The following is a 22,017-nucleotide window of genomic DNA, read 5'->3' on the forward strand; positions in this document are numbered from 1 at the left end:
AGTGTTACTTTCTCTGATTCATCTGACTTCTATTTGATTCTTGACTTTCAACATAATCGCTTGCGGGTAACTCGAAGAGATCGCCCTGCCATCTCTCAACTCAGGTGTTCATTCTCTAGACCCCTGTGATAACATTATAAACTGGCGTAATCATTACCACGATAGGACGACTCATCCCAATGGCACTGCTGCAAGAGCGCAAACAAGAAATCATCTCCGACTACCAGGTTCACGAAACCGACACTGGTTCTGCTGATGTCCAGGTGGCGATGCTAACCGAACGCATCAACAAACTCAGCCTACATCTCAGAACCAACAAAAAAGACCACTCCTCCCGCGCTGGTTTGCTAAAGCTCATCGGTCGGCGGAAGCGGCTGCTGGCATACGTAATGAAAGAAGATCCCTCCAAGTATCGCGCCCTGATTGGTCGTCTTGGTATTCGCGGTTAGGTTATTTTCCTATGTCCTCCGAACCCAAAGCATCTGAAAGCGACGATTTGCAAGGGCAAGATCCGCCAGGGTCAGCCTCACCCAGTTCGCGCGATCGCTTACCTTTTGAGCCAACTCGCAAGAAAGACGCCAGCCCCGCCAAGCCCCCTGCGATTGGCGGAGCGCGTAATTCTGCCAAACCTGCTGCATCGGCACCGAGAAAAGAGCGCCCCGCCCCACGAAAAGAAGGACTGCAAATTCCCGATGTGGTCAGCCGCAGAATGGCAGGGCGCATGGCGTTTTTTTGTGGCATTCCCACGAGTCTTGGAATGCTCACGTTTGTGGTGAGTTATTTTATCGTGACGAAGGGATTATTCAAACTGCCAAATTCAGCCGTTTTGCTAGTCAGCCTAGGATTTTTTGGGTTGGGGGTCATCGGTCTATCCTATGGTTTCCTGTCTGCATCGTGGGATGAAGAGCACCCTGGTAGTTTACTGGGGGCTAAAGAGTTTTCAACCAATCTTGGGCGACTGACGGATGCTTGGAAGGCAGCGCGGAACGAAAAGACTCAGGATTAGACAAGGCGCGATCGCTAAAAACGAAGTTCAGTTAAAGCGCTGCGATCGCTAGCAGTCCCAAGCTCTTGGATAAGGGCAATAAATTGATAAATATTTTGACGCATTTTGCTGAAATCGCTTGAGCATCCCTACACCGCTGAAGCGATCGCAGTAACTGCGTACTTTTCCTGCGATCTAATCGAGGGCTGCGGCTTGCTAAATCGCTGAGCCATTGCCCTGGGTTTTCACCGAGCACTGATGTCTTTTGGCATAAGAACCGTAATAGTACTGACGTTGCACGAACACAGCATCAGTATGGGACGATCTCATCAGCATTTTCCTTAAGCAATATTACTTAAATTTTCTATCAATCTTTTTAGCTTATTTAAACCTCTCATAAGTTGCAAGCTAAGTGAAAAAGTTTTGTTTTACTTTTCCTTCACAATAGTCAAGCTTTTCAGTAGTTTTACCTTTTAGCTTGTCAGGTAAATTTGCGGAATGCGATAGTCTCCGGAAGTAGTGAATTATTCACTGTGTTCTTCAGAAAATATGTTGGAGATTTATGGTAGCAGGTTATACCATTTCAGTGTTTACGAGTTTGCACAGTTCAGATTGGCGCTGGATTGAGCCAGAAACACAACATCAGGTTCGATGGCTATTTCACTATGCAAAACCCCAGTCACTACTAGAACGGCTCATAACCCGACCAAACCTATCCCGAATCACAGGAGTTTTTCGATGCGTCAAACAAGCGATGCGAGAACGGGCTGACCTCGTAGTGGTGCAGTGTCAGCGAGATGCCTTTTGGGCAGCGATCGCAATGCGTCTACTTGGGGCAAAAATGCCGCTCATTGCCTACGCTTTTCACTTTGATGGATTGCCAACAGGCTTGCGCTTTCGGGTGATGAAGTGGGCTTATTCACGAGTGCAGCGGTTTGCTGTCTACTCCGAATTTGAACGGCACCAGTATTCTCACTACTTTGGCATTCCCCTTGAGCGCTTCGAGTTCGTCCGATGGGCGATTCGGGCATCAGAACCAGACATGGAAAACGAGCCACCCAAATTTTCTGGAACGTACATTTGTGCAGTTGGCAAAGATGGTCGAGACTATCCCACCTTGGTGAAAGCGATCGCCCAGATGCCAGACCTCAATTTCGTCACCGTTTCCTATCCTTACAATCTTGCAGGGGTCACGATTCCGGCGAATCTCACCGCACTGTATCAAATTCCCATGACCGACGCGATGAATATTGTCAAGCATTGCCAATTTATGGTCATGCCCTTAGAAGCTGAAGATACGGCTTGTGGGTTGATGACTCTATTTTGGGCAATGCTCTGCCGCAAAGCTTGCATTTCAACCCGCTCTGTTTCAGTAGAAGAATATCTACCGGCAAACTATGAAACACCCCGCGTTGAGGCAGGTGATGTGCAAGGCTGGGTCGAGGCAATCAGAACCATGAGCCAGGATGAAGCTCTTCGTCACCGTTGCGGCGAAGTTGGCGAGAAGTTTGTCACCGAAGAATGTTCCTATGACGTAGCACTCAAGGGCTGCCTTGAGATGTTCCGTAAAGAAGGCGTTGATGTTCGGTACGAGCCGGTGTTGCCTCAGATTAAAAGCGCGGTTATGTAGGCTTCTCGTTACCGGGAGCCGCCCCAGTTTACAGAAGAGGGTTTCTGGTCACAGCAAAGGTTATTCTCCGTAGTTTTGTCTCATTGCAAAGAACTTTAAAGCGGGAGTCAAGCATTGCTAGAGGTTAGCGATCGCAGCTTGCCGTAGTCCGACATTCACAGCCAAATCATTCACAGCCAAATTATTCACCATGTCAAAGTCGAAGACATCAAGTTATGAAGATCAACGTTAGGTAGCTCTCATGCAAACATATTTGGTTACAGGCGGAACCGGATTTATTGGCTCTAACTTCATTCTCAAGGCGAGACGAGAAGACTGGGCAACCGTCATCAATCTAGACAAGCTCACCTACGCCAGTCATCCTCAAACCTTAGCCTCATTATCTGACGACGCTGGCTACCAGTTTGTGCAAGGGGATATTGGCGATCCAAACTTAGTTCGTACCCTGCTCAATCAGTATCAGCCGGATGCCATTCTCAATTTTGCCGCAGAAAGCCACGTCGATCGATCGATCCTTAGCCCCCAAGACTTCATTCAAACGAATGTCGTCGGAACGTTCCATCTGTTAGAAGCGAGCAGAGTGTACTGGGAACAGCTTGCCGTAGAGCGCAAAGCCCAGTTTCGCTTTCTGCATGTTTCAACCGATGAGGTGTATGGCTCGCTCAATCCGACTGATCCAGCCTTTCGAGAAGACACGCCCTACGCGCCCAACAGCCCCTATGCCGCCTCGAAAGCCGGATCAGATCATTTGGTGCGAGCCTATCACCATACCTACGGCTTACCAACCCTCACCACCCATTGTTCCAACAATTATGGACCTCGGCAATTTCCCGAAAAACTCATTCCTCTGATAATTCTCAACGCGTTAGACGGAAAACCACTACCGATCTACGGAGATGGGCAGAACGTGCGGGATTGGCTGTATGTGAGCGATCACTGTGATGCGATCGAGCGGGTGTTGCGTCACAGCCTAGTTGGTGAAACTTACAACATTGGTGGACGCAACGAGTTGACGAATCTAGCTGTAGTAGAGCAGATTTGCTCGATTTTAGATGACCTCGCTCCGAAGCCCAACTTCAACCATTCGTCCCTGATCACCTTCATCCAAGACCGTCCGGGGCACGATCGGCGCTATGCGATCGATTGCAGCAAAATTCAGCGCGATTTGGGATGGCAACCCGCAGAAAGCTTTGAGAGCGGATTGCTCAAAACAGTGCAGTGGTATCTAGCCAACGCTCGGTGGATCGAGCAAGTGCGATCGGGAGCTTACCAATCCTGGATTACGCAAAACTACTGCGATCGCGCCGTTAAGTCCCCCCTTCAAGCATCAGTTGAGACTCCACCCTAAATTACCCAATCAAGGAGCAAATTATGAAAGGCATTATTTTGGCAGGCGGTTCTGGCACTCGGCTTTATCCCCTAACTCAAGTGGTGAGCAAGCAACTGATGCTTGTGTATGACAAGCCGATGATTTACTATCCGTTGTCAACGCTGATGTTGGCAGGCATTCGAGAAATTTTAATCATCTCCACTCCGGCTCATCGCCCCTTGTTCGAGCACCTTTTGGGCGATGGCAGCCAGTGGGGGCTAGAGTTTAGCTATATCGAACAACCCAAGCCTGAGGGTTTGGCGCAAGCACTGGTTTTAGGTCAAGACTTTATCGGTAATCAGCCGGTCTGCCTTGTGCTGGGCGATAATCTGTTTTACGGTCATGGCTTTGTCGATGTTCTGGCGCGTGCGGCTCAGCTTCAAGACGGAGCGTTAGTGTTTGGCTATCGAGTAGCAGAGCCACAACATTATGGCGTTGTTGAGTTTGATGCTGTAGGTCAGGCGATTAGCCTAGAAGAAAAGCCCGTGCATCCAAAGTCGAATTATGCAGTTCCGGGCATTTATTTTTATGATGCTCAGGCATCTGCGATCGCAGCGACCCTCACCCCATCCCCTCGCGGTGAGCTAGAAATCACAGACTTAAACCGGGCATATCTAAACCGGGGTCAGCTTCAGGTTGAGTTGTTGGGTCGAGGGTTTGCTTGGCTCGATACGGGAACCTACGAAAACCTACACCAAGCGTCGAGCTTCATCCAAATGCTAGAACATCGGCAAGGACTCAAAGTCGCCTGCGTCGAAGAAATTGCTTACCTTCAGGGTTATATTGACGCAGAGCAACTGTATCAGCTTGCTCAACCTTTAGCCAAAAGTACTTATGGTAAGTATTTGATGGATCTCCTTGCCAGCAACAATGATCCGGTCAATCTTTCCAGAAAGCGCACACTAGACCACGCCATGATGGAACGCCTAGTTCCCCAATTGGTTGGAGGTTGAGCCGCGATGAAGGTGATCCCAACAGAAATTCCAGATGTGCTGATTCTTGAGCCGCATGTGTTTGGCGATGAGCGAGGCTTCTTTTATGAAAGCTATAACGAGCAAGCGTTTCTAGAGAAGGTGGGCATCTCTGAGCGTTTCGTGCAAGACAATCACTCTCGTTCGGCAAAAAATGTGCTGCGCGGCTTGCACTATCAAATTCAGCAGCCTCAGGGCAAATTGGTCAGGGCTGTGGTGGGTGAAATTTTTGATGTTGCGGTCGATTTGCGGCAGCGATCGCGGTTTTTTGGTCAGTGGGTGGGGGTGCGGTTGAGCGCTCAAAACAAGCAGCAGCTTTGGGTTCCGGCAGGGTTTGGGCACGGCTTTGTCGTGGTGTCTGACTATGCTGAGGTGCTGTATAAAACCACTGATTTTTATGCACCTGCCCACGAGCGCAGCCTGCGGTGGGACGATCCAGACTTAGCGATCGCATGGGCACTAGAGGGTGAACCTAGGCTCTCTGCCAAAGATCAGGCAGGCAAGTGGCTTCGAGACGCAGAAGTATTTGACAAATAGTATCCCTGCTGCCTGCAATCCTGCGGAGCTTGGCAAAACCAATCGCACCATTAACAAAAGGAAAAATAACGTGAACATGCAACCGATCTACAACGTTGGAATCATTGGTACAGGTTTCATTGGTACAGGCATTCTACTCGCCCTAGAAACCCAATCCGATCTCCAGGTGACTAAAGTGCTCACCAGAAGAAATTTGAGTGATTGTCATGGTTTCCCCCGCAAAGACCTGCTCACCGATTCTGTTGCTGACTTGATTGATCATTGTGATTTAGTTGTCGAATGTTCTGGTGATGCTATTTACGCAACAGAGGTTCTTGATCAAGTTCTAGAGGCTCATCTTCCAGTCGTAACCATGGACTCTGAACTGCATGTGACAACCGGATCGTATCTCGCTAAAAAAGGTAAAATTACGGAGGCGGAAGGCGATCAGCCGGGGTGTCTAGCAGCCCTCCGGGAAAATGCGGTGCAAATGGGATTTAAGCCGCTCGTGTATGGCAACATCAAGGGCTTTCTCAATCTGATGCCAACGCTCGAAGATATGCAATATTGGTCGCACAAGCAAGGAATTAGTCTTGATCAAGTGGCTTCGTTTACCGATGGGACAAAAGTTCAAATTGAGCAAGCGTTTGTTGCCAATGGGTTAGGGGCTGCCCTATACCAGCCCGGTTTGTTGGGGACAGTTGCCGAAGATATCCGCTCAGGGGGCGTTATTTTGGCAGATGCGGCAAAGCGGCTCGGTCAACCCATCAGTGACTATATTCTTTCACCCAAGTCGCCCGCCGGGGTCTTTCTGGTCGCAGAACACGAGGAGTCTCAAAACGCTTACTTGAGATACCTGAAAATGGGAGAAGGTCCGTATTATACGCTGGTACAAAATTTTCATTTGTGTCATTTAGAAGTTGCAAAAACCATTAGAAGAATCGTTAATGGTGGTGACATTCTTTTGAACAACACAACCAATCCAAAAGCCGGAGTTGTTGCGGTTGCAAAACGATCGTTAGCTCCGGGAGATGCAATTAAACGCGGCATTGGTAGTTTTGATGTGAGAGGCATTGCAATAACGTTGGCAGATCACTGGAATCAGGTTCCCATTGGCTTATTGAGCGATGCCGTCATTACTAAACCAATAGAGCCAGGGCAAATTCTTAGCTTCGATGATGTAGACCTTCAAGACACGCTGGCATTGAGAGCTTGGTTCGCCATTCGGGAGAGTTGTCGTGGGAAGGCTGTAGAAAAACAGACTGCTTTGGTAGCTGGGTGACTGGTACCCGGATGGGTCGCACTTCGGTATGGGGGTAACAGCCTCTTTCCTGCGTGCGATCGATCGCGCCATCGAATTACTCCCCAGCGAAAGGTTCAGAAGCCGTTTTTGCAGATCTGTTTTAGGATGGGTAGGCTCCCTCTACGCAGATGATCTTCAGGCGGCTGAGAAATCTGCTCATTCACATCCCAACAGGAACTTCACCATGATCGTCGTAATGAAAGTTGGCTCCCCAGAAGCCGAGGTTTCGCGAATTGCTGAAGAATTTGTAAGCTGGGGACTAACGCCGGAAAAGATCGTCGGTCAGCACAAAGTGGTGATTGGTCTTGTGGGGGAAACGGTGTCTCTTGATCCGTTGCAGATTCAGGAAGTTAGCCCTTGGATTGAGCAAGTTTTGCGGGTTGAGCAACCCTTTAAACGGGCAAGCCGTGCCTACCGCCAGGGAGAAGCCAGCGAAGTTGCGGTTCCGACGCCCAATGGCACGGTGTCGTTTGGCGAGCATCATCCGATCGTGGTGGTGGCAGGACCATGCTCGGTGGAAAACGAAGCCATGATTATCGAAACGGCGCAGCGAGTCAGAGCGGCGGGGGCACAATTTCTACGGGGCGGGGCGTTTAAGCCTCGGACTTCGCCCTACGCTTTTCAAGGACATGGCGAAAGTGCGTTGGGATTGTTGGCGGCGGCGCGTGACGCGACCGGACTCGGCATCATTACCGAAGTGATGGATGCGGCAGATTTGGATGCGATCGCAGAGGTTGCCGATGTGATCCAAATTGGGGCACGCAACATGCAAAATTTCTCGCTGCTCAAAAAAGTTGGCGCTCAAGACAAACCCATTTTGCTCAAGCGGGGCATGGCAGCCACGATCGAAGACTGGCTCATGGCAGCAGAATATATTTTGGCGGCTGGAAACTCAAATGTGATTCTCTGCGAACGCGGTATTCGCACGTTTGATCGCCAATATGCCCGCAACACGCTCGATCTATCGGTGATTCCGGTGCTGCGATCGCTCACTCACCTGCCGATTATGATCGACCCAAGCCACGGCACGGGGCGAGCCGAATATGTCCCATCGATGGCAATGGCTGCGATCGCCGCGGGAACCGACTCGCTGATGATTGAAGTGCACCCAGACCCCAAGAAAGCCTTGTCTGACGGTCCGCAATCTCTAACGCCCGATCGCTTTGATGGGCTAATGCGCGAACTTGCTGTCATTGGCAACCCGTTGGGGCGCTGGGCAGGGCAACCCGCAGTCGTTTAAATTTCGTTTCTAACCGTCTTTCCAACTGTCTTAGTTGAGGTCTTGCAGATCGGTTAACTGCTGTTCAACAATTTGCAAAACCTGACTTAGATTCGGCAGGACGGCTGAAGAGTCGCTAGGGAGCGAGAGTTTGGCTTGAGCGCGGCGATCGCGCAGTTCGCTAAGCTTCTTCTGCAATTCTTTCGCAATGCACAATGCATCTCGGCTGAGATTGGTTAGCTGTTGCTTCTGGTAAAACTTCAGTGCGGCTCCCCGCAAAATCTGCAATGTCGCTGCTTCGCCATCCATGTTGGGCGTCATGCGGAGTCTGAGCAACACTCGATTTTTCTGACAAAGCCGCTCAATCTCAACCTGCTTAACGTCTCGAAGCGGAGTCATCGGTAGGTGAGTTAACTGTTTGAGTTCGTCGAGCAAGCCCTGAAATGCTGGTAAAGGAAGCTCGTTGATCACAGACTGTAACACGCCATTTTGGCTCCACAAGACTCGTCCATGGGTGGCTTGACGCTCTAGATAAAGCCGACCGATGCCATCTAGCAAAATGCGCCCAAGGAGTTCTTGCAGCAACTGAGCAGGAGGAAGCTGAGCGAGTATTTCGACAGCACTATTTAAATGTTGAGTACTCACTTCTAGGGTTGGCAGCGCACTTTCAAGCGCCACCCCTTGATCGGGCAGGGGGGTCAAAAGCGCGGCCCCATCCCCCTGAGACGGAACAAGGGATAGTGAGGGGGCATCTGAGGCGGCTTCGTAGTCCAACTCATCAGGGCTGGCGACAATATAGGTCTCTTTAGCATGAAAATCGATCGTGGCTTTCGGCGCAATCTTTTCCTGAATGTCAGATGTAGCACCTTCTGCGGGAGGCGACTGAGGCTGAAATGATGCGTTCTGCCGCTCTTGGCTGTAGTGCAAATAAGCTGACATTGCCCCATAGTGAGATTCCGATGAAATGCTTTGCGGAGCTAGCGTGTAGTTCATGAAGCCAACGAGCCGACGCACATATTCCAAGGCAGTCGCATCTTCTAACGTGACCATACCCAAACGCAGGCATCCTTCTTCGAGAGACAGAGGCAAAACTTGGTGATAGAGACACGCCTCAAACGGCAGGACGCGATCGACAAGTTGAAAGGCGGTTTTGGTGTCCACGTCTACGGTTCCTTCTAAGTCAACGCTGAGTACCAGATGGGCTAGATGAGGTGAAAAATTTGAATGGCGGTTTCTTCGGAGGGGCGTCTGCGAATCGCTCAGTGAAGCCAACATAGAAGCTCAGTAAGTAGATGATCTAATGTATATTTCATCACGTCGATCTGCGCTCCGGAAGACTCTGCATTCTTCATCTGGCTATTACCCTTTTGGCATAGAAAATGCCTAATGATGTAGTATTCACCGTTTTTCTATTTCAACAAACAGTGACATTTTTGCGATCGCTGATCAGCTTTAAACTCAAAAAGCCCTTCCCATCCGGCAAAGGTGAGGATAGGAGGGGGTAAGGTTTTACAGGCAAGCAGCCTTGTGCTCTCTACGGGTTAGATTGCCATGGGTTCTTTTCCAGAAACCACTGGCGCAATTTTATTGAGCTTCAACTCTGGATGGTCGCCTTCAAGCTGTTGGCAGTTCCACTCGTTGCGAAACAACAAAACCGGGCGCTCCCAGCTATCTTTCACCACCAATGTGTTAAAAATGCGTCCAACCTTATGGAGCGCATCCCAGCCCCCATCGACCCACCGCGCCACTGTATAGGGCAAATGATCAAGCAGTGTCTCAACCCCATACTCATTTTGCAACCGGAACTGCACCACCTCAAACTGAAGCTGACCCACGGCTGCCAAAATCGGATCGCGCTTTGCTTCATCGGCAGAATACATAATTTGCACCGCGCCTTCTTCTCGCAGTTCAGAAACGCCTTTGCGGAACTGCTTAAACTTAGACGGATTGGGATTGCGGAGAAAGGCAAACATTTCGGGTGAAAAGCACGGAATGCCTTCGTATTCTAGCTTTTGACCGCTATAAATCGTGTCTCCGATCGCAAACACCCCCGGATTGTTCAACCCAATCACATCGCCAGGATAGGCTTCTTCGATCACTTCGCGGTCTTGAGCAAAAAGCTTTTGAGGACGGGACAGCCGAACGGTTTTGCCGCTGCGAGCGTGGCTGACGGTCATATCTTTCTCAAATTTGCCAGAACAGACTCGGACAAAGGCAACGCGATCGCGGTGTTTCGGGTCCATGTTTGCCTGAAGCTTAAACACAAATCCCGAAAAGTCTGGATGAGTCGGGGAAATTTCCCCTTGGGTGCTTTCGTGGATGCCAGGCTTGAGGGCATAGTCTAAAAACGAATTGAGAAATAGCTCAACGCCAAAGTTGGTCATGGCGCTGCCGAAGAAAATCGGCGTCATTTCTCCAGCATGAACGGCGTCTAGATCGAGTTCCGAGCCTAATTCTTCGATCATCTCCAATTCGTCTTTGAACTGGTAGTACAGATCTTGCTCTAACAACGTCTCAATGTCTGGATCGCCCACATCAATCACGGTGTTGACCGCTTCTCGCTTTCCGTGTTCGCTGCGCTCGAATAAATGGATCTTGCGCGTGCCCCGATCGAACACCCCTTTAAAGCGATCGCCCATGCCAATTGGGTAGTTGACAGCGTAGGTTTGCATTCCCAACTCTTTCTCAATTTCGTCCATCAACTCCAGTGGGCTTTGACCGGGACGGTCTAACTTATTGATAAAGGTAAAAATAGGCAGCGATCTCATCCGACACACTTCAAACAATTTGCGGGTTTGTGGCTCCAATCCCTTCGCAGCATCGATTAGCATCACTGCGTTGTCGGCGGCGGCTAGGGTGCGGTAGGTGTCTTCACTAAAATCTTGGTGACCGGGCGTATCCAGCAGGTTGATCTGACACGATCGATAGGCAAATTGCAGCACCGTCGAGGTAATCGAAATGCCACGCTGTTGTTCCATTGCCATCCAATCTGAGGTGGCATGACGTTGAGCGCGCCGTGCTTTCACCGAGCCTGCCTCGTGGATTGCCCCTCCATAGAGCAACAGTTTTTCGGTGAGCGTGGTTTTTCCGGCATCGGGGTGAGAGATGATCGCAAAATTGCGCCGCCGCTCTACTGCCGTCTGCAATTCAGCCTGAAGTTCGCTAGACATGCTTGAGCCTGATAGATACAGTCGAGAATATAACAAAGAAGTCGCACTACCTTAAGAATACCGAGAAATATTACGGTAGAGGAGAAAATCGAAGTAGAGATGTCCGTAGTCAGTACTTTTGAGGTCAGTAGTTTCGGGATCGATATCTTAAGATTAGTAGTCTAGGGTAGACTGCCGTAGATGTAGGGTATGAGACTTCTTCAGCGCGCCGGTGATCTCTTTGCAGGCTATGGTTCAACGCCTATCAAAAGTTAAGACACTAGTTCAGAAACGATTGATGCTGCTGATACGTTTTTAAGTACCCGATCGCAGATAACCAGATAAAACTTAGCAATCAAAGTCTTATGCAAAACTCTGATCAACATCGTCTCCTTTCCGCCCTTTGCCACGGCTCAATTTTCTTTAGTTCGCTCATTGTCGCCATCGGGATTCCGATTGCCATTTTATTGATTAATGACACTCCAGTAATTAAAGAAAATGCCAAGGAAGCGATTAATTTTCACATCAATCTTTATCTGTATGCCATTTTGGTAGGAATCTTAACCGTTAGTGTAGTGGGCATTCCCATTGCGATCGTACTGGGGATTGCACTCGCGATCGCGAGCTTTGTCATGCCCATCATCGCCATTGTTTATAGCCTAGACAACCGCGATCGGTCGTACCGCTATCCCTTTATTTGGCGGCTTCTCTGATATCTAGACTACAAAATCTCAATACTTCACTCAATCTTCATCTTTAAATCTAAAGGTTGCTCTATACAATTGAGGTCAGGGTATAGGAATCTACTGACGTGCTTTCGGTACAGTTGCCAACTTTAAGTATCTACTGGAGTATTTACTCCGTATTTACGGTGGTGGGGCATAGCAAGCAGGTCACAAAACGGCTTTGAGGGTCAGACCTGCGTAAGATCCTTGAAGTTTGCTTGGAGGGCGTAAATGCGCCGCAGTTTGTCGTGAACAGATATCAGCCTCATTGGTCTGACAGATACGGTTTCCCGGAGGCAATGGCGATCGCAGCCCAGGATTTAGATGAGCAACTTAATCAACTTCAAGGAGGACTATGCAAGGTGATAGCCCACTGACAACGAATGTGCTGCCCCTTTCATCGTTATCAGACCTTGAGCAGTCCGAGCTACAGACTACCCTACCCCAGCGCTCTGCCTCCGCCAGCACCAGTCGCAGCGATCTGTTACGGCGCAACTTGGCAACGGGTGAAATAGACCTTTGGCAGATCAACACTCCCCAAAGTTCAACCCAAAATTCAAAAAGCCAGCCGCTTTCTACCCTGCCCGATCAAAACGATCAGCTTGTCGGAATCGGAGACTTTAGCGGCAACGCTCAGGATGATTTGCTGTGGTGGAACGCTGCCACGGGTGCTGTGAAAATCTGGACGATCGAGGGCGAAACCGTTCGGCAATCCACCGTGAAGACCGTTTCTGATCTCAAGTGGCAAATCACCAACATTGGCGATTTTGACCAAGACGGCAAGCTTGATTTGCTCTGGCGAAACGTTCAGACGGGAGAAGTCGCCTTCTGGTTGCTGAACAGAACCGAATTTAGCGCCAGTGTCTACCTACCCACCATCAGCGATCTCAATTGGGAGATTGAGCACGTTGGCGATTTTAACCGCGATCGCTCCCTCGATATTCAGTGGCGCAATCGCCAAACCGGGGCAGTCGATATCTGGCTGCTCGACAAAACCGAGCGATCGCAGTCGGTCACCTTAGGAACGGTTGATCTGGCTTGGAACATTCAAGGTGTTGGTGATTTTGATGGCGCCGCTTCGCCACTTGAAAGCCGCGATCGCAGTCTTGATCTGCTGTGGCGAAACGAGCAAACTGGGGAAAACGTCCTTTGGTTGCTCAACGGCACTGAGTTTAAGCAAGCCGTTTCCCTGCCTTCTAACAGCTTAGATTGGCAGATTGTGAGCACGGCTGATCTCAACGCAGATGGCAATCTCGATCTGCTGTGGCATCACCCTACCACTGGCGCAACCACTCAATGGTTTCTTGACCAAGGCAGCTTTACCCGCGAAGAAGCGCTTCAGATCCCTGCCGCTCTGGACTGGCAACCCCTAGGCATCCTATCGCAAGGCAATTTCACCGACGCAACAAGCGGCAATGCCTCCCCTAGCCCAGTTCCTATTCCAGCAGAAGAGCAGCCCCAGGCTTTGGTTCAAGGCGATAGTTTATCGACAGCTATTGTTAAAAACTCGCCCGTTTTTGCAGTCAGCGATCAGGTCAATAGCAGCAACCTGAATGATTTTTATCAATTTAGCATTGGGCAGTCTGGCGTTTTCACAGCAAGTTTGACTGGGCTAACCGGAGATGCCGATATTAAGCTGATTCAAGATATCAACGGCAATGGCGCGATCGACACTGGCGAAGTGTTGGCCTATCAATGGGAGCGCGGCACAACCAGCGAATCTTTGAGGCGATTCTTAGATCCAGGCGCATACTATGTTCAAGTTCTCAGCTACGGCACTCAAGCCTCTGCTTACAGCCTGTCTACAGATTTCTCGGCGGCGGCTCAAGATGACCAAAAATTTAGCATCAACCTCAGCTTTAGCACGGGGCTAGAAGGGTTGGGAGAAGCGGCTCGCGCTGCGATCGCAGAGGCAGCAAAATTCTGGGAAACCATCATCACCAGCCGCAGTGCCATCACCGAGTTTCAAGATCTGACCATCACCCTTTCGGGACAAAATTTAGTCACTCAATCGGGAGCGGCAGATACCAGCACGCTGGCGCTGGCAGGTCCAACCTTTGGCATTAGCACGACCGACACCTTGGTCATTCGGCGCGGGAGAGGCACGATCAACGCCCGCAAATTTGACGAATTCAATGCCAACCCGCTCTACCTGCGGAATATCATGATTCATGAGTTTGCCCATATTCTGGGCTTTGGCACCGCCTGGGAACCCATTGAATTTGTAGATTATGACGGAACCCGATTTAGCATGGGCAAAACTTGGATCGATCGCACCTCTGCCACCTATTTGGCGAATACCTATGCTGGCTATGCCTATGGCGATCTGTTGGGCGCTGGGGGTGCCGTTGCCGTTCCGATCGAGCAGCAGGTCTTTGCCCACTGGGATGAAGGTCGCTTCGATTCAGAACTGATGACGCCGTTTGCAGAAGGGGCAGGAGTTGCAACGCCCTTGAGCCTGCTGACGTTGGCCGCTCTGCGCGATCTGGGCTGGAATGTGAATTCTGGCGCAACACAAGCCTATACCCTGCCTAATACTGCGGCGCAACAGCCCGCCCTGCTTTCGTCGAATTCAGCCTCTACCTCTCAACGGCAAACGGCGGCGCTTCAGTGCGGATGTGGAAAATGCCTTGCCGTGATTCGAGGAGAACCCCTCGCCCCGACGCGGTTAGAAGATGCGCTCTGGGTTGCCCGCACCTCTGAAAGTAATAGCGATCAAGCCCTTCTTGCAGCTTAAAAAATAAAACTGCCCACAGCCAGTTAAGGTGTGGGCATAGGGACAGTTAAACGCTTGCCCCCATTATGGAATACGCAATCTGATGTCCTGCTTGTCACAGGACGGTTGTTAGAGTGTCCATCCCTGGTTCAACTTTAAATGTTGAGGCTGCACACTGAATGTTACCCGTGTGGGCTGGAGTCCTGATCAAGTTGTGGCTAGCCTTCGAGACTAGATTTGACAAGGCTTAATTTGCCTCCAAACTACCCCTTCATAGTTTTGCAGAGCAGCTTTCGGGCTGCTTTTTTTGTAGCTTAATTTGGCGGTTTTGTGGAGAAAGATGCGATCGCACCCAAATTTACCAGTAAACTAGTGCGTGCGTAATCCCCCTCTTTGTTTACTGACAAATTGTTTACTGACAAACGATCCTCGACCTATGCAGTTTCTCTCTCCTCTCTACGGTATTTTTCTACTGTGCGTGATTGGGATTTTTTGGTCAGTGCGGCAACCGTGGTTGCGATCGTGGTTACTCTTTATCAGTAGCTTAATCTTTTATTCGTCGCTGCAAGCCCAGTTTATTCCCCTCCTGCTGGTGGCGACGGTGATTAATTTTATCTTGGGGCGCGCGATCGGGTCGGCGGCTAACTGGAGGCACGATGACTGGCAATTTGCCCAAGCAGACTGGAACAAAAAACGCCTGAGATTGTTGTGGATTGGCATTTTCCTCAATATTTTGTTGCTGCTCGGCTTTAAATATGTGTCGTTTATTTTAGGTGCGATCGCGCCGTTTGCAGAGGGAGATACCCTCCAACAAACCGCCAACTGGACAGATGTGCATCTGATCGCCCCATTGGGCTTAAGTTTCTTCTCGTTTGAGTGTATTGCCTATCTAGTCGATGTCTATCGCGGTGCGCCTGCGGCGCGAAGTTTCCTTAGTTTCTCTGCCTACAAACTATTTTTTGCCAAGCTAATTTCTGGACCGATCGTTCGCTATCATCCGTTTGCCGGGCAGCTAGAAACGGTTAAATCGTTGCAAGTTGCTCAGGTGACAGAAGGGCTGTGGCTGATTGCCTGCGGTGCGATCAAAAAAGGATTGATTGCCGATCGCCTCAATGGGCTAGTCAACCTCAGTTTTGATAATGTTCAACGAGCCGGCAGTGCCGATCTGTGGCTGGTCATTTTTGCATACGGACTCCAAATTTATCTAGACTTTAGCGGCTATGTAGATGTGGCACGGGGGAGCGCTCTTTTGCTCGGAATTGAGCTACCCGAAAACTTTAATTTTCCATATCTCACCACCAGCATTGCAGAGTTTTGGCGGCGCTGGCACATGACACTGGGCGAGTGGTTACGAAACTATCTCTACTTTCCTCTGGGGGGGTCGCGTCAGGGGTTGGCTCGTACCTGCATTAATCTTGTGTTGGTGATGCTGATCGCCGGAATTTGGCACGGGGCAGCCTGGGGCTTTATGGTGTGGGGTGGGCTGCATGGCTTGGCGCTGGCAGTCCATCGCTTGACGGAAGCTGTGTCAAAGTGGAGCGGTTGGTTAGAAAAATTTTGGCAAAGTTTGCCCGGAATTCTGCTGGCTTGGGGATTGACTCAGACGATGGTGTTTGGGTCGTGGATCTTTTTCCGGTTGCCCAATGTGCAGGATGCGTGGTTTGTCGTGCAACGCTTGTGGGGACAAACAGCAGATGCCCAGTTTGCTCAGAAAGTGTATGGTGAAGCGATCGGGTTGACTTTCCCGCAACTGGTGATCGCGTTAGGTGCGATCGCGATTGCCATGGCGATCACTTATCTGTTTCAACGGGGTCTCAAAGTGCAACTCACCTGGCATCTTAAGCTGTTGCTGATTCCCATTTACCTCTACGCCGTTTGGCAACTTGCCCCCGAGGGTGGCTCTCGATATATCTACTTTGATTTCTGATGGTTTAATTTCTGATGGGAGTTCTGTACTTCGACTTTCAGCAAAGATTTCCCGGATGAATTCTCCATCTTCCTGCATCATGGAAGGAAGAGTTCTGAAAAATCCTATGCCACACCAACACGCCAATGATCTGGTTTCTGCTGCCTTGCCTGCCGATGCAGATGCGACTCGCTTCCGAGCGTGGGGAACGGTAACCCAGTTAGAAGAAGGAAAACGCTATCGGATCAACCGCATTGAGATCGAGCCGGGGCATCACATCAGCACTCAGATGCACTATCACCGCAGCGAGCACTGGGTAGTTGTCTCTGGAACAGCGAAAGTGATTTGCAATCAAGAGGAAAAGGTTTTAATCCAAAAGCAGTCTACCTATGTGCCCATGGGAACGCCTCACCGAGTGGAAAATCCGGGGGTGATTCCGCTGGTGATGATTGAAATTCAAAATGGTGAGTATCTAGGCGAAGACGACATTATCCGGTTTGAGAAAGACCCAAGTGCTAAGGTGACTGAGAAGGCTGAGACCGTGAGGGCACACTGAGCCTAGCCTGTAACGGACGGGGTTTCACCCTGAACTGGGTGACGAGTGATTTTAGACATTTGAGCGCCTGTATGCAAGGGGCGATAAGCGTATGATGCAGTCTCTACCAATTCCGGCGCATTACGATCGCACGACGGTGGATCGGGTTTGGCGTGTGCCTTACCAGCAACGCGCGATCGCAGCAGAACAGTGGGCAAAGCAGCATCAGATTCAGCCTGCCTCAATGGATGCGGTGCGGGTATGTTTGCTGGCGATCGATGTGCAAAATACGTTCTGCATTCCCGATTTTGAGTTGTTTGTGGGAGGAAAATCGGGCAGGGGAGCGGTGGAAGATAGCGATCGCTTGTGTCAGTTTATCTATCGCAACTTGGGAGTGATTACCGAAATTGCACCGACCCTAGACACCCACACCGCGATGCAAATCTTTCATCCGATCTTTTGGATTAATGAAGCGGGAGAGCATCCCACGCCAACCGCGACGATGATTACCCTAGACGATGTTGAGAGTGGAGTTTGGAAGGTAAATCCTGCGATCGCGTATAGCCTCAAACGCGGCAATTACGACGCGCTTCACCATCACGCGCTGCACTATACCCGGCAACTCACCCAAGCTGGCAAGTACCCGTTAACCGTGTGGGCATATCACTCTATGCTGGGTGGCATTGGGCAGGCGTTGGTCTCTGCATTTGAAGAAGCCGCTTTTTTTCACTGCATGGCTCGCAGCAGCCAAACCCGGTTTGAAATCAAAGGTAACAATCCTCTCACCGAAAATTATTCTGTTCTCAGCCCAGAAGTGCTCTCTAGCGTCGATGGGCAGCTAATTGCAGAAAAAAATAGTCGTTTGATTCAGACGCTGTTTGAGTTTGATGCAGTCATCATAGCAGGACAGGCGAAGAGTCACTGTGTTGCCTGGACGATCGATGATTTGCTGACCGAAATTAAGATGCACGATCCCAGCCTTGCCCAAAGGGTCTATCTCCTAGACGATTGCACCTCTCCGGTGGTGGTTCCGGGGGTGATTGACTTTAGCGACCAAGCAGAGGCGACCTATCAACGATTTGCAGAAGCGGGAATGCATCTTGTTAAATCGACTGATCCGATTCAAAACTGGCTCAAGCATTGAACTCGCCGTGACTAGTAAATTGTCAACTTTGAGTTGATGAGTGGAGGGGTGGATGGTTCCGATTCCTAGAGTCTCCCTCTCTCCCTCTCCCCCTCGCCTCCTAGTCCCCCATTTCAATCTTGACAGACCACTAGGGCTGACGCTGGCACTGGGGGCAAAAATGTGCTGATCGTCCCGCCAACTTCACCCGATCGATGCGGGTTTTGCAAGTGCGGCAGCCTTCCCCATCTCGCCCATACACCCAAGCGATGCCGCCATAATTGCCATTTACCCCCGACACATCGCAAAAATCGCTAAACGATGTGCCTCTGGCGGCGATGCTGTCTTTGAGCACGCGAATGATGTTTTCTCGCAGCAGTTTCATGTTTGAATGGCTCAGCGTTGAACACAGCGTTTTAGGATGAATGCCGCTTAGAAACAGGGCTTCATCGGCATAGATGTTGCCCACTCCAGCAACGAGGGTTTGATCGAGCAGGGCATTTTTGATCGGACGCTGGCGATCGCGCAACCAGTCTGCAAAATAAGCCTCTGAGAATTCGTCTGAAAAGGGTTCAGGTCCAAGGTTTTGCAGCCCAGTGATGATAGATTTGGGCGTGCGATCGCAGGGCACAAACCACAGTTGCCCAAAGGTACGCTGATCGACAAACCGCAATTCTTGCCCATTAGGAAAAAGTAGCCGCACCCGAGTATGTTTGTGCAACGGCTCAGCTTGGCTCATCCAGAGCAACTGCCCTGTCATGCGGAGATGGACGCCGAGCCAGTTTCCGGCAGAGAGTTCGGCAAGCAAATACTTTCCGTAGCGATGCCATCCTACGATCGATAAACCTTGCAACTGAGTGAGAAATTCTAAGGGAGAGTTGGGGGAAGCGATCGTGCGATCGAGCAGCACATCGCCGCCCTGAATCTCTTGATTAAGCGTGACCTGATTTAAGCCGAGACGAACGGTTTCAACTTCGGGAAGTTCTGGCACAAAGTAAAGAGAATGTAGCTGGATACCCTCACGCTATCACGAGTTCAAACTACTGTGGCATTGGTAGAGCCAATCCGTAGATTGAGAGAGCATAAAGCTCGCTCGTTCTAGGCTTAGCGTGGGTACGTTACAAAGCAGTAGTAGGTTAAGGCTTCTTGCATGAAACCGGGTCTGCGTAGAGGACAATTGACAACATGGAAAGATGAGCAAGGATTTGGTTTCATCCAACCCGCCGATGGCAGCCAGGATGTCTTTCTTCACATTACTGCCCTGAAAGATAGAACCCGTCGTCCAAAGGCAGGCGATGTGATTTACTATCACCTAACCTTTAATCAGAACCGTGAAGTTCGTGCAGACAAGGCTTTTATTCTAGGCGCAAGAGCGAAATCAACCTCCGCTTCAAGAAGAAAATCCACATCTAGAAAAACCGTACTTAAGCATCTGGTTTTAGTATTGGAGACATTGTTTCTATCAGCATTGCCATTGTGGGGATCGATCCAATTTGCGTGGGCAATTGCTAATCCAATTCCGCTTATTCTCTATCCCGTCATGGGTTTATGGACTTTTGCACTGTACAAAGATGATAAGTCTCGTGCGAAGCGGGACGAGTGGAGAATTCCAGAAAACAGGTTGCATCTGTACGAACTAGCAGGTGGATGGCTAGGAGGGTTCATTGCTCAGCGCACGATTCGTCACAAGAATCAAAAGAGGTCTTATCAAGCGGTGTTCTGGGTAATTGTTACACTCCACTTGCTGTTTTGGTTAGGCTGGTTTTTCCTTAGTAAAACGCGATAATTTTTCTTCCCTGGTGCCTTCAGAAGTCTGGTCTGAGCAATAGCAGCTACCTGAGATAGCTCTAGTTAGAATGAAAGTGGAAACCAAAACAAAATCGAGCAGAATCTCAACGGGGAAATCCTACTCGATGAATGCAACAGTGTTAGTTTTTGGAGTAAACAGTTAAACCGCTAATTTCAGGAAATTAGTCGTTCTTCTTCTGCGTTTCTGGTTTAGCCTCAACTTTCCCAGGTTTTGCCGCCGCTTTTGCCGACGCCGGAGCTTTTGCTGCCTTGGCAGTCGGTGCTTCGACCTCAACTAATTCATTCATGGCAAAGTTATTGGTATTGACACCGCTCGCATTGCCGCTATACCCAGTGTAGTTAACCCGATCGAAACGTACGATTACTGGATACTTGATGCCACTTTGATCGATAGAAGCAACCGTCCCAACGTCTTGGAACCAGTAAGACTCTTTACGCAAAATGCGGACTTTAGAACCACGTTGAACCATGAGTGTCTTCCTCTTGTTATCAAGCATCAACCAGCTAGGCGACAACTTCCGCCAACTCGTTTGATGAACAATTTTCCTCAATTTACTACGTAGGGCGAACAGCAACGCAGTTAGAGGGGTGGGTTGCAACAAACTGAAACAATTGGAAGGCGAGGCGGGATAGTTTTGGCAGTGCTAATCTACGGCAGAACCAGCGATCGCGCCATTGGGTCGCTCGGCTTTTTTCTGATCACCCATGGTATAAGCGATCTATTCGCCGCAACTTCTGCCACTTCTGGCGCACCTTCAAGAGAATCATCCTCGTTTGTGGGAGATCTGCTCAGACGATTGGCAAGGCGGCACCCGTTTTGATGCTGACTGCGAGAGCTAGTATCGGGGATAACGTGATGGGCTTGGATGGCGAAGCCGATGCCTATCTGGTAAAGCCGGTCGATATCTCAGCATGGCTAGCGCGGGTGCGGGTCTTGGCGCAACGATCGCACCAATGGCAAGGCTCCATTTTCCGGTTGGGAGATTTGAGCCTGGATCTATCCACGTTGACTGTAAAATGGCAGGGGCAAACGGCTGCGATCGATAGTAAGCATTATTTTATTTCCATAGAATGATTTGGTTTGCATAAATTACCCGTTGTCACTCAGGAACTAAACCGATGGATTGGAGTCCGGCGATTCCCACCTTTTTAATTACCTTGCGCGAAGGCGTTGAGGCGGCACTGGTGGTTGGGATTGTGCTGGCGTGTTTGCGTCAGGCAAAACAACCTCAGTTAATTCCCTATGTCTATTTCGGCATTGTCGCTGGGTTGGTTGCCAGTGTTGGGGTGGGAGGGGTGCCCTTCCAAGTGTTGCATCAGGTAGAAAATGCTAAATCTCCTGATATGGTCGTGATGCGACAGCTACTAGAAGCGGGACTGGGAATATTAGCGATCGCCATGCTGAGTTGGATGCTGATCTGGATGACCCGGCAGGCGCGATCGCTCAAGGCAGAGATCGAAGGCTCGGTGCAATCGGCGGTTGCGGGTAATGGGGTCGCTGCCTGGGGCATTTTTAGTTTGATTGCCACGGCAGTATTGCGAGAAGGATTTGAAACGGTGTTGTTTTTAACGGCGCAGTTTCAGACGGGTTGGACTCCTATTTTGGGCGCGATCGCGGGCGTTGTCGGAGCCATCATCATCGGTGTTTTGTTGTTCAAGTGGGGCATCAAAATCAATCTCAAACAGTTCTTCCAGGTGATGGGAACGCTGTTGCTGTTGATTGTTTCGGGGTTGGTGATTTCGGTGCTGCGTCATCTGGATGCAGCCGCGATCGCCTTTGTGCAATTGCATCCCCAATTTGCCTCACTCTGCTGGTCAGCCGCCCCCACCTGTCTGTTAGGAGCGTTGGTGTGGGATGCCCATGCCGTCCTACCCGATAAAGAATTTCCCGGTATTATTCTCAAAACCTTGTTTGGGTATCGGGAGACGCTTTATCTAGTGCAAGCGATCGGTTATTTCCTATTTCTCGGTCTGGTCGGTAGGCTCTATTTCCGCAGTTTTAATTCCCCGAAAGCACCTGCGCCAATGTCCGATCTTGCCCTCAAATAATGCAGGGTAACG

22 protein-coding genes are annotated in these 22,017 nt (G+C 50.1%); 17 read left to right on the forward strand and 5 right to left on the reverse strand.

Going from position 1 to position 22,017, the window contains the following annotated elements:
* Window positions 1-179: 179 nt before the first annotated feature.
* Window positions 180-449, forward strand: coding sequence for a 30S ribosomal protein S15 (gene rpsO, locus GS601_RS20275; protein WP_162425114.1), 270 nt, complete (start codon window positions 180-182; stop codon window positions 447-449).
* An 11-nt stretch (window positions 450-460) separates the two neighbouring features.
* Entirely contained in the window at window positions 461-1,006 is a 546-nt protein-coding gene (locus GS601_RS20280) for a PAM68 family protein (RefSeq protein ID WP_162425115.1), read from the forward strand.
* A 31-nt stretch (window positions 1,007-1,037) separates the two neighbouring features.
* Here the strand turns inward: GS601_RS20280 and GS601_RS20285 are convergent, their stop codons facing one another.
* Complete coding sequence (locus tag GS601_RS20285; RefSeq protein WP_162425116.1) at window positions 1,038-1,241, reverse strand: hypothetical protein; 204 nt, start codon at window positions 1,239-1,241, stop codon at window positions 1,038-1,040.
* Between the two features lie 306 nt (window positions 1,242-1,547).
* Between GS601_RS20285 and GS601_RS20290 the strand changes: the two genes are divergently transcribed.
* The 6 genes from GS601_RS20290 to aroF all read left to right on the forward strand — a co-directional run bounded on the left by GS601_RS20290 (window position 1,548) and on the right by aroF (window position 8,014).
* On the forward strand, window positions 1,548-2,615 hold the full coding sequence (locus GS601_RS20290; protein ID WP_162425117.1) for a glycosyltransferase: 1,068 nt from the start codon (window positions 1,548-1,550) through the stop codon (window positions 2,613-2,615).
* A 241-nt stretch (window positions 2,616-2,856) separates the two neighbouring features.
* Window positions 2,857-3,963 carry a dTDP-glucose 4,6-dehydratase gene (gene rfbB, locus GS601_RS20295; RefSeq protein ID WP_162425118.1) on the forward strand — a complete coding sequence of 369 codons (1,107 nt, stop codon included), beginning with the start codon at window positions 2,857-2,859 and terminating at the stop codon, window positions 3,961-3,963.
* A gap of 23 nt (window positions 3,964-3,986) precedes the next feature.
* A complete protein-coding gene (gene rfbA / locus GS601_RS20300; protein WP_162425119.1) occupies window positions 3,987-4,937 on the forward strand; it encodes a glucose-1-phosphate thymidylyltransferase RfbA in 951 nt (316 codons plus the stop codon).
* A gap of 6 nt (window positions 4,938-4,943) precedes the next feature.
* A complete protein-coding gene (gene rfbC / locus GS601_RS20305; protein WP_162425120.1) occupies window positions 4,944-5,492 on the forward strand; it encodes a dTDP-4-dehydrorhamnose 3,5-epimerase in 549 nt (182 codons plus the stop codon).
* 76 nt (window positions 5,493-5,568) lie between these two features.
* Window positions 5,569-6,753 carry an NAD(P)-dependent oxidoreductase gene (locus GS601_RS20310; protein ID WP_162425144.1) on the forward strand — a complete coding sequence of 395 codons (1,185 nt, stop codon included), beginning with the start codon at window positions 5,569-5,571 and terminating at the stop codon, window positions 6,751-6,753.
* A 205-nt stretch (window positions 6,754-6,958) separates the two neighbouring features.
* On the forward strand, window positions 6,959-8,014 hold the full coding sequence (gene aroF / locus GS601_RS20315; RefSeq protein ID WP_162425121.1) for a 3-deoxy-7-phosphoheptulonate synthase: 1,056 nt from the start codon (window positions 6,959-6,961) through the stop codon (window positions 8,012-8,014).
* 30 nt (window positions 8,015-8,044) lie between these two features.
* On the opposite strand, the gene GS601_RS20320 is transcribed toward aroF, so the two are convergent.
* Both GS601_RS20320 and prfC read right to left on the reverse strand, forming a co-directional pair.
* Window positions 8,045-9,268 (reverse strand): hypothetical protein, encoded by a 1,224-nt coding sequence (locus GS601_RS20320; protein WP_162425122.1) that lies wholly within the window; start codon window positions 9,266-9,268, stop codon window positions 8,045-8,047.
* Window positions 9,269-9,534: 266 nt separating this feature from the next.
* Complete coding sequence (prfC, locus tag GS601_RS20325) at window positions 9,535-11,163, reverse strand: peptide chain release factor 3 (protein WP_162425123.1); 1,629 nt, start codon at window positions 11,161-11,163, stop codon at window positions 9,535-9,537.
* Window positions 11,164-11,507: 344 nt separating this feature from the next.
* Between prfC and GS601_RS20330 the strand changes: the two genes are divergently transcribed.
* The 5 genes from GS601_RS20330 to GS601_RS20350 all read left to right on the forward strand — a co-directional run bounded on the left by GS601_RS20330 (window position 11,508) and on the right by GS601_RS20350 (window position 18,168).
* Window positions 11,508-11,855, forward strand: coding sequence for a DUF4870 domain-containing protein (locus GS601_RS20330; protein WP_162425124.1), 348 nt, complete (start codon window positions 11,508-11,510; stop codon window positions 11,853-11,855).
* 367 nt (window positions 11,856-12,222) lie between these two features.
* A complete protein-coding gene (locus GS601_RS20335) occupies window positions 12,223-14,604 on the forward strand; it encodes an FG-GAP-like repeat-containing protein (RefSeq protein WP_162425125.1) in 2,382 nt (793 codons plus the stop codon).
* 415 nt (window positions 14,605-15,019) lie between these two features.
* Window positions 15,020-16,510, forward strand: coding sequence for an MBOAT family O-acyltransferase (locus GS601_RS20340; protein ID WP_162425126.1), 1,491 nt, complete (start codon window positions 15,020-15,022; stop codon window positions 16,508-16,510).
* A 106-nt stretch (window positions 16,511-16,616) separates the two neighbouring features.
* Entirely contained in the window at window positions 16,617-17,045 is a 429-nt protein-coding gene (locus GS601_RS20345) for a phosphomannose isomerase type II C-terminal cupin domain (RefSeq protein ID WP_162425127.1), read from the forward strand.
* A gap of 91 nt (window positions 17,046-17,136) precedes the next feature.
* A complete protein-coding gene (locus tag GS601_RS20350) occupies window positions 17,137-18,168 on the forward strand; it encodes an isochorismatase (RefSeq protein WP_162425128.1) in 1,032 nt (343 codons plus the stop codon).
* A gap of 130 nt (window positions 18,169-18,298) precedes the next feature.
* Here GS601_RS20350 and GS601_RS20355 read toward each other — a convergent pair whose 3' ends face one another.
* Window positions 18,299-19,138, reverse strand: a complete 840-nt coding sequence (locus GS601_RS20355) for a DNA-formamidopyrimidine glycosylase (protein WP_162425129.1) — start codon at window positions 19,136-19,138, stop codon at window positions 18,299-18,301.
* Window positions 19,139-19,297: 159 nt separating this feature from the next.
* Here GS601_RS20355 and GS601_RS20360 point away from each other — a divergent pair, with 159 nt between their 5' ends.
* A complete protein-coding gene (locus GS601_RS20360; protein WP_162425130.1) occupies window positions 19,298-19,933 on the forward strand; it encodes a DUF1294 domain-containing protein in 636 nt (211 codons plus the stop codon).
* A gap of 184 nt (window positions 19,934-20,117) precedes the next feature.
* On the opposite strand, the gene GS601_RS20365 is transcribed toward GS601_RS20360, so the two are convergent.
* On the reverse strand, window positions 20,118-20,426 hold the full coding sequence (locus tag GS601_RS20365; RefSeq protein ID WP_162425131.1) for a photosystem I reaction center subunit IV: 309 nt from the start codon (window positions 20,424-20,426) through the stop codon (window positions 20,118-20,120).
* A 165-nt stretch (window positions 20,427-20,591) separates the two neighbouring features.
* Here GS601_RS20365 and GS601_RS20370 point away from each other — a divergent pair, with 165 nt between their 5' ends.
* From GS601_RS20370 to GS601_RS20380, 3 genes are read left to right on the forward strand one after another with little or no spacing between them, the layout of a single operon-like run.
* Window positions 20,592-20,777 carry a hypothetical protein gene (locus GS601_RS20370; protein ID WP_162425132.1) on the forward strand — a complete coding sequence of 62 codons (186 nt, stop codon included), beginning with the start codon at window positions 20,592-20,594 and terminating at the stop codon, window positions 20,775-20,777.
* Window positions 20,777-21,031, forward strand: coding sequence for a response regulator transcription factor (locus tag GS601_RS20375; RefSeq protein WP_162425133.1), 255 nt, complete (start codon window positions 20,777-20,779; stop codon window positions 21,029-21,031). The genes GS601_RS20370 and GS601_RS20375 overlap by 1 nt, the downstream gene beginning before the upstream one ends.
* Window positions 21,032-21,075: 44 nt before the next feature.
* Entirely contained in the window at window positions 21,076-22,005 is a 930-nt protein-coding gene (locus tag GS601_RS20380; protein WP_162425134.1) for an FTR1 family iron permease, read from the forward strand.
* The last annotated feature ends 12 nt before the right edge of the window (window positions 22,006-22,017 follow it).

Source organism: Myxacorys almedinensis A (genome assembly GCF_010091945.1).
Classification (GTDB): Bacteria; Cyanobacteriota; Cyanobacteriia; order Leptolyngbyales; family Leptolyngbyaceae; genus Myxacorys; species Myxacorys almedinensis.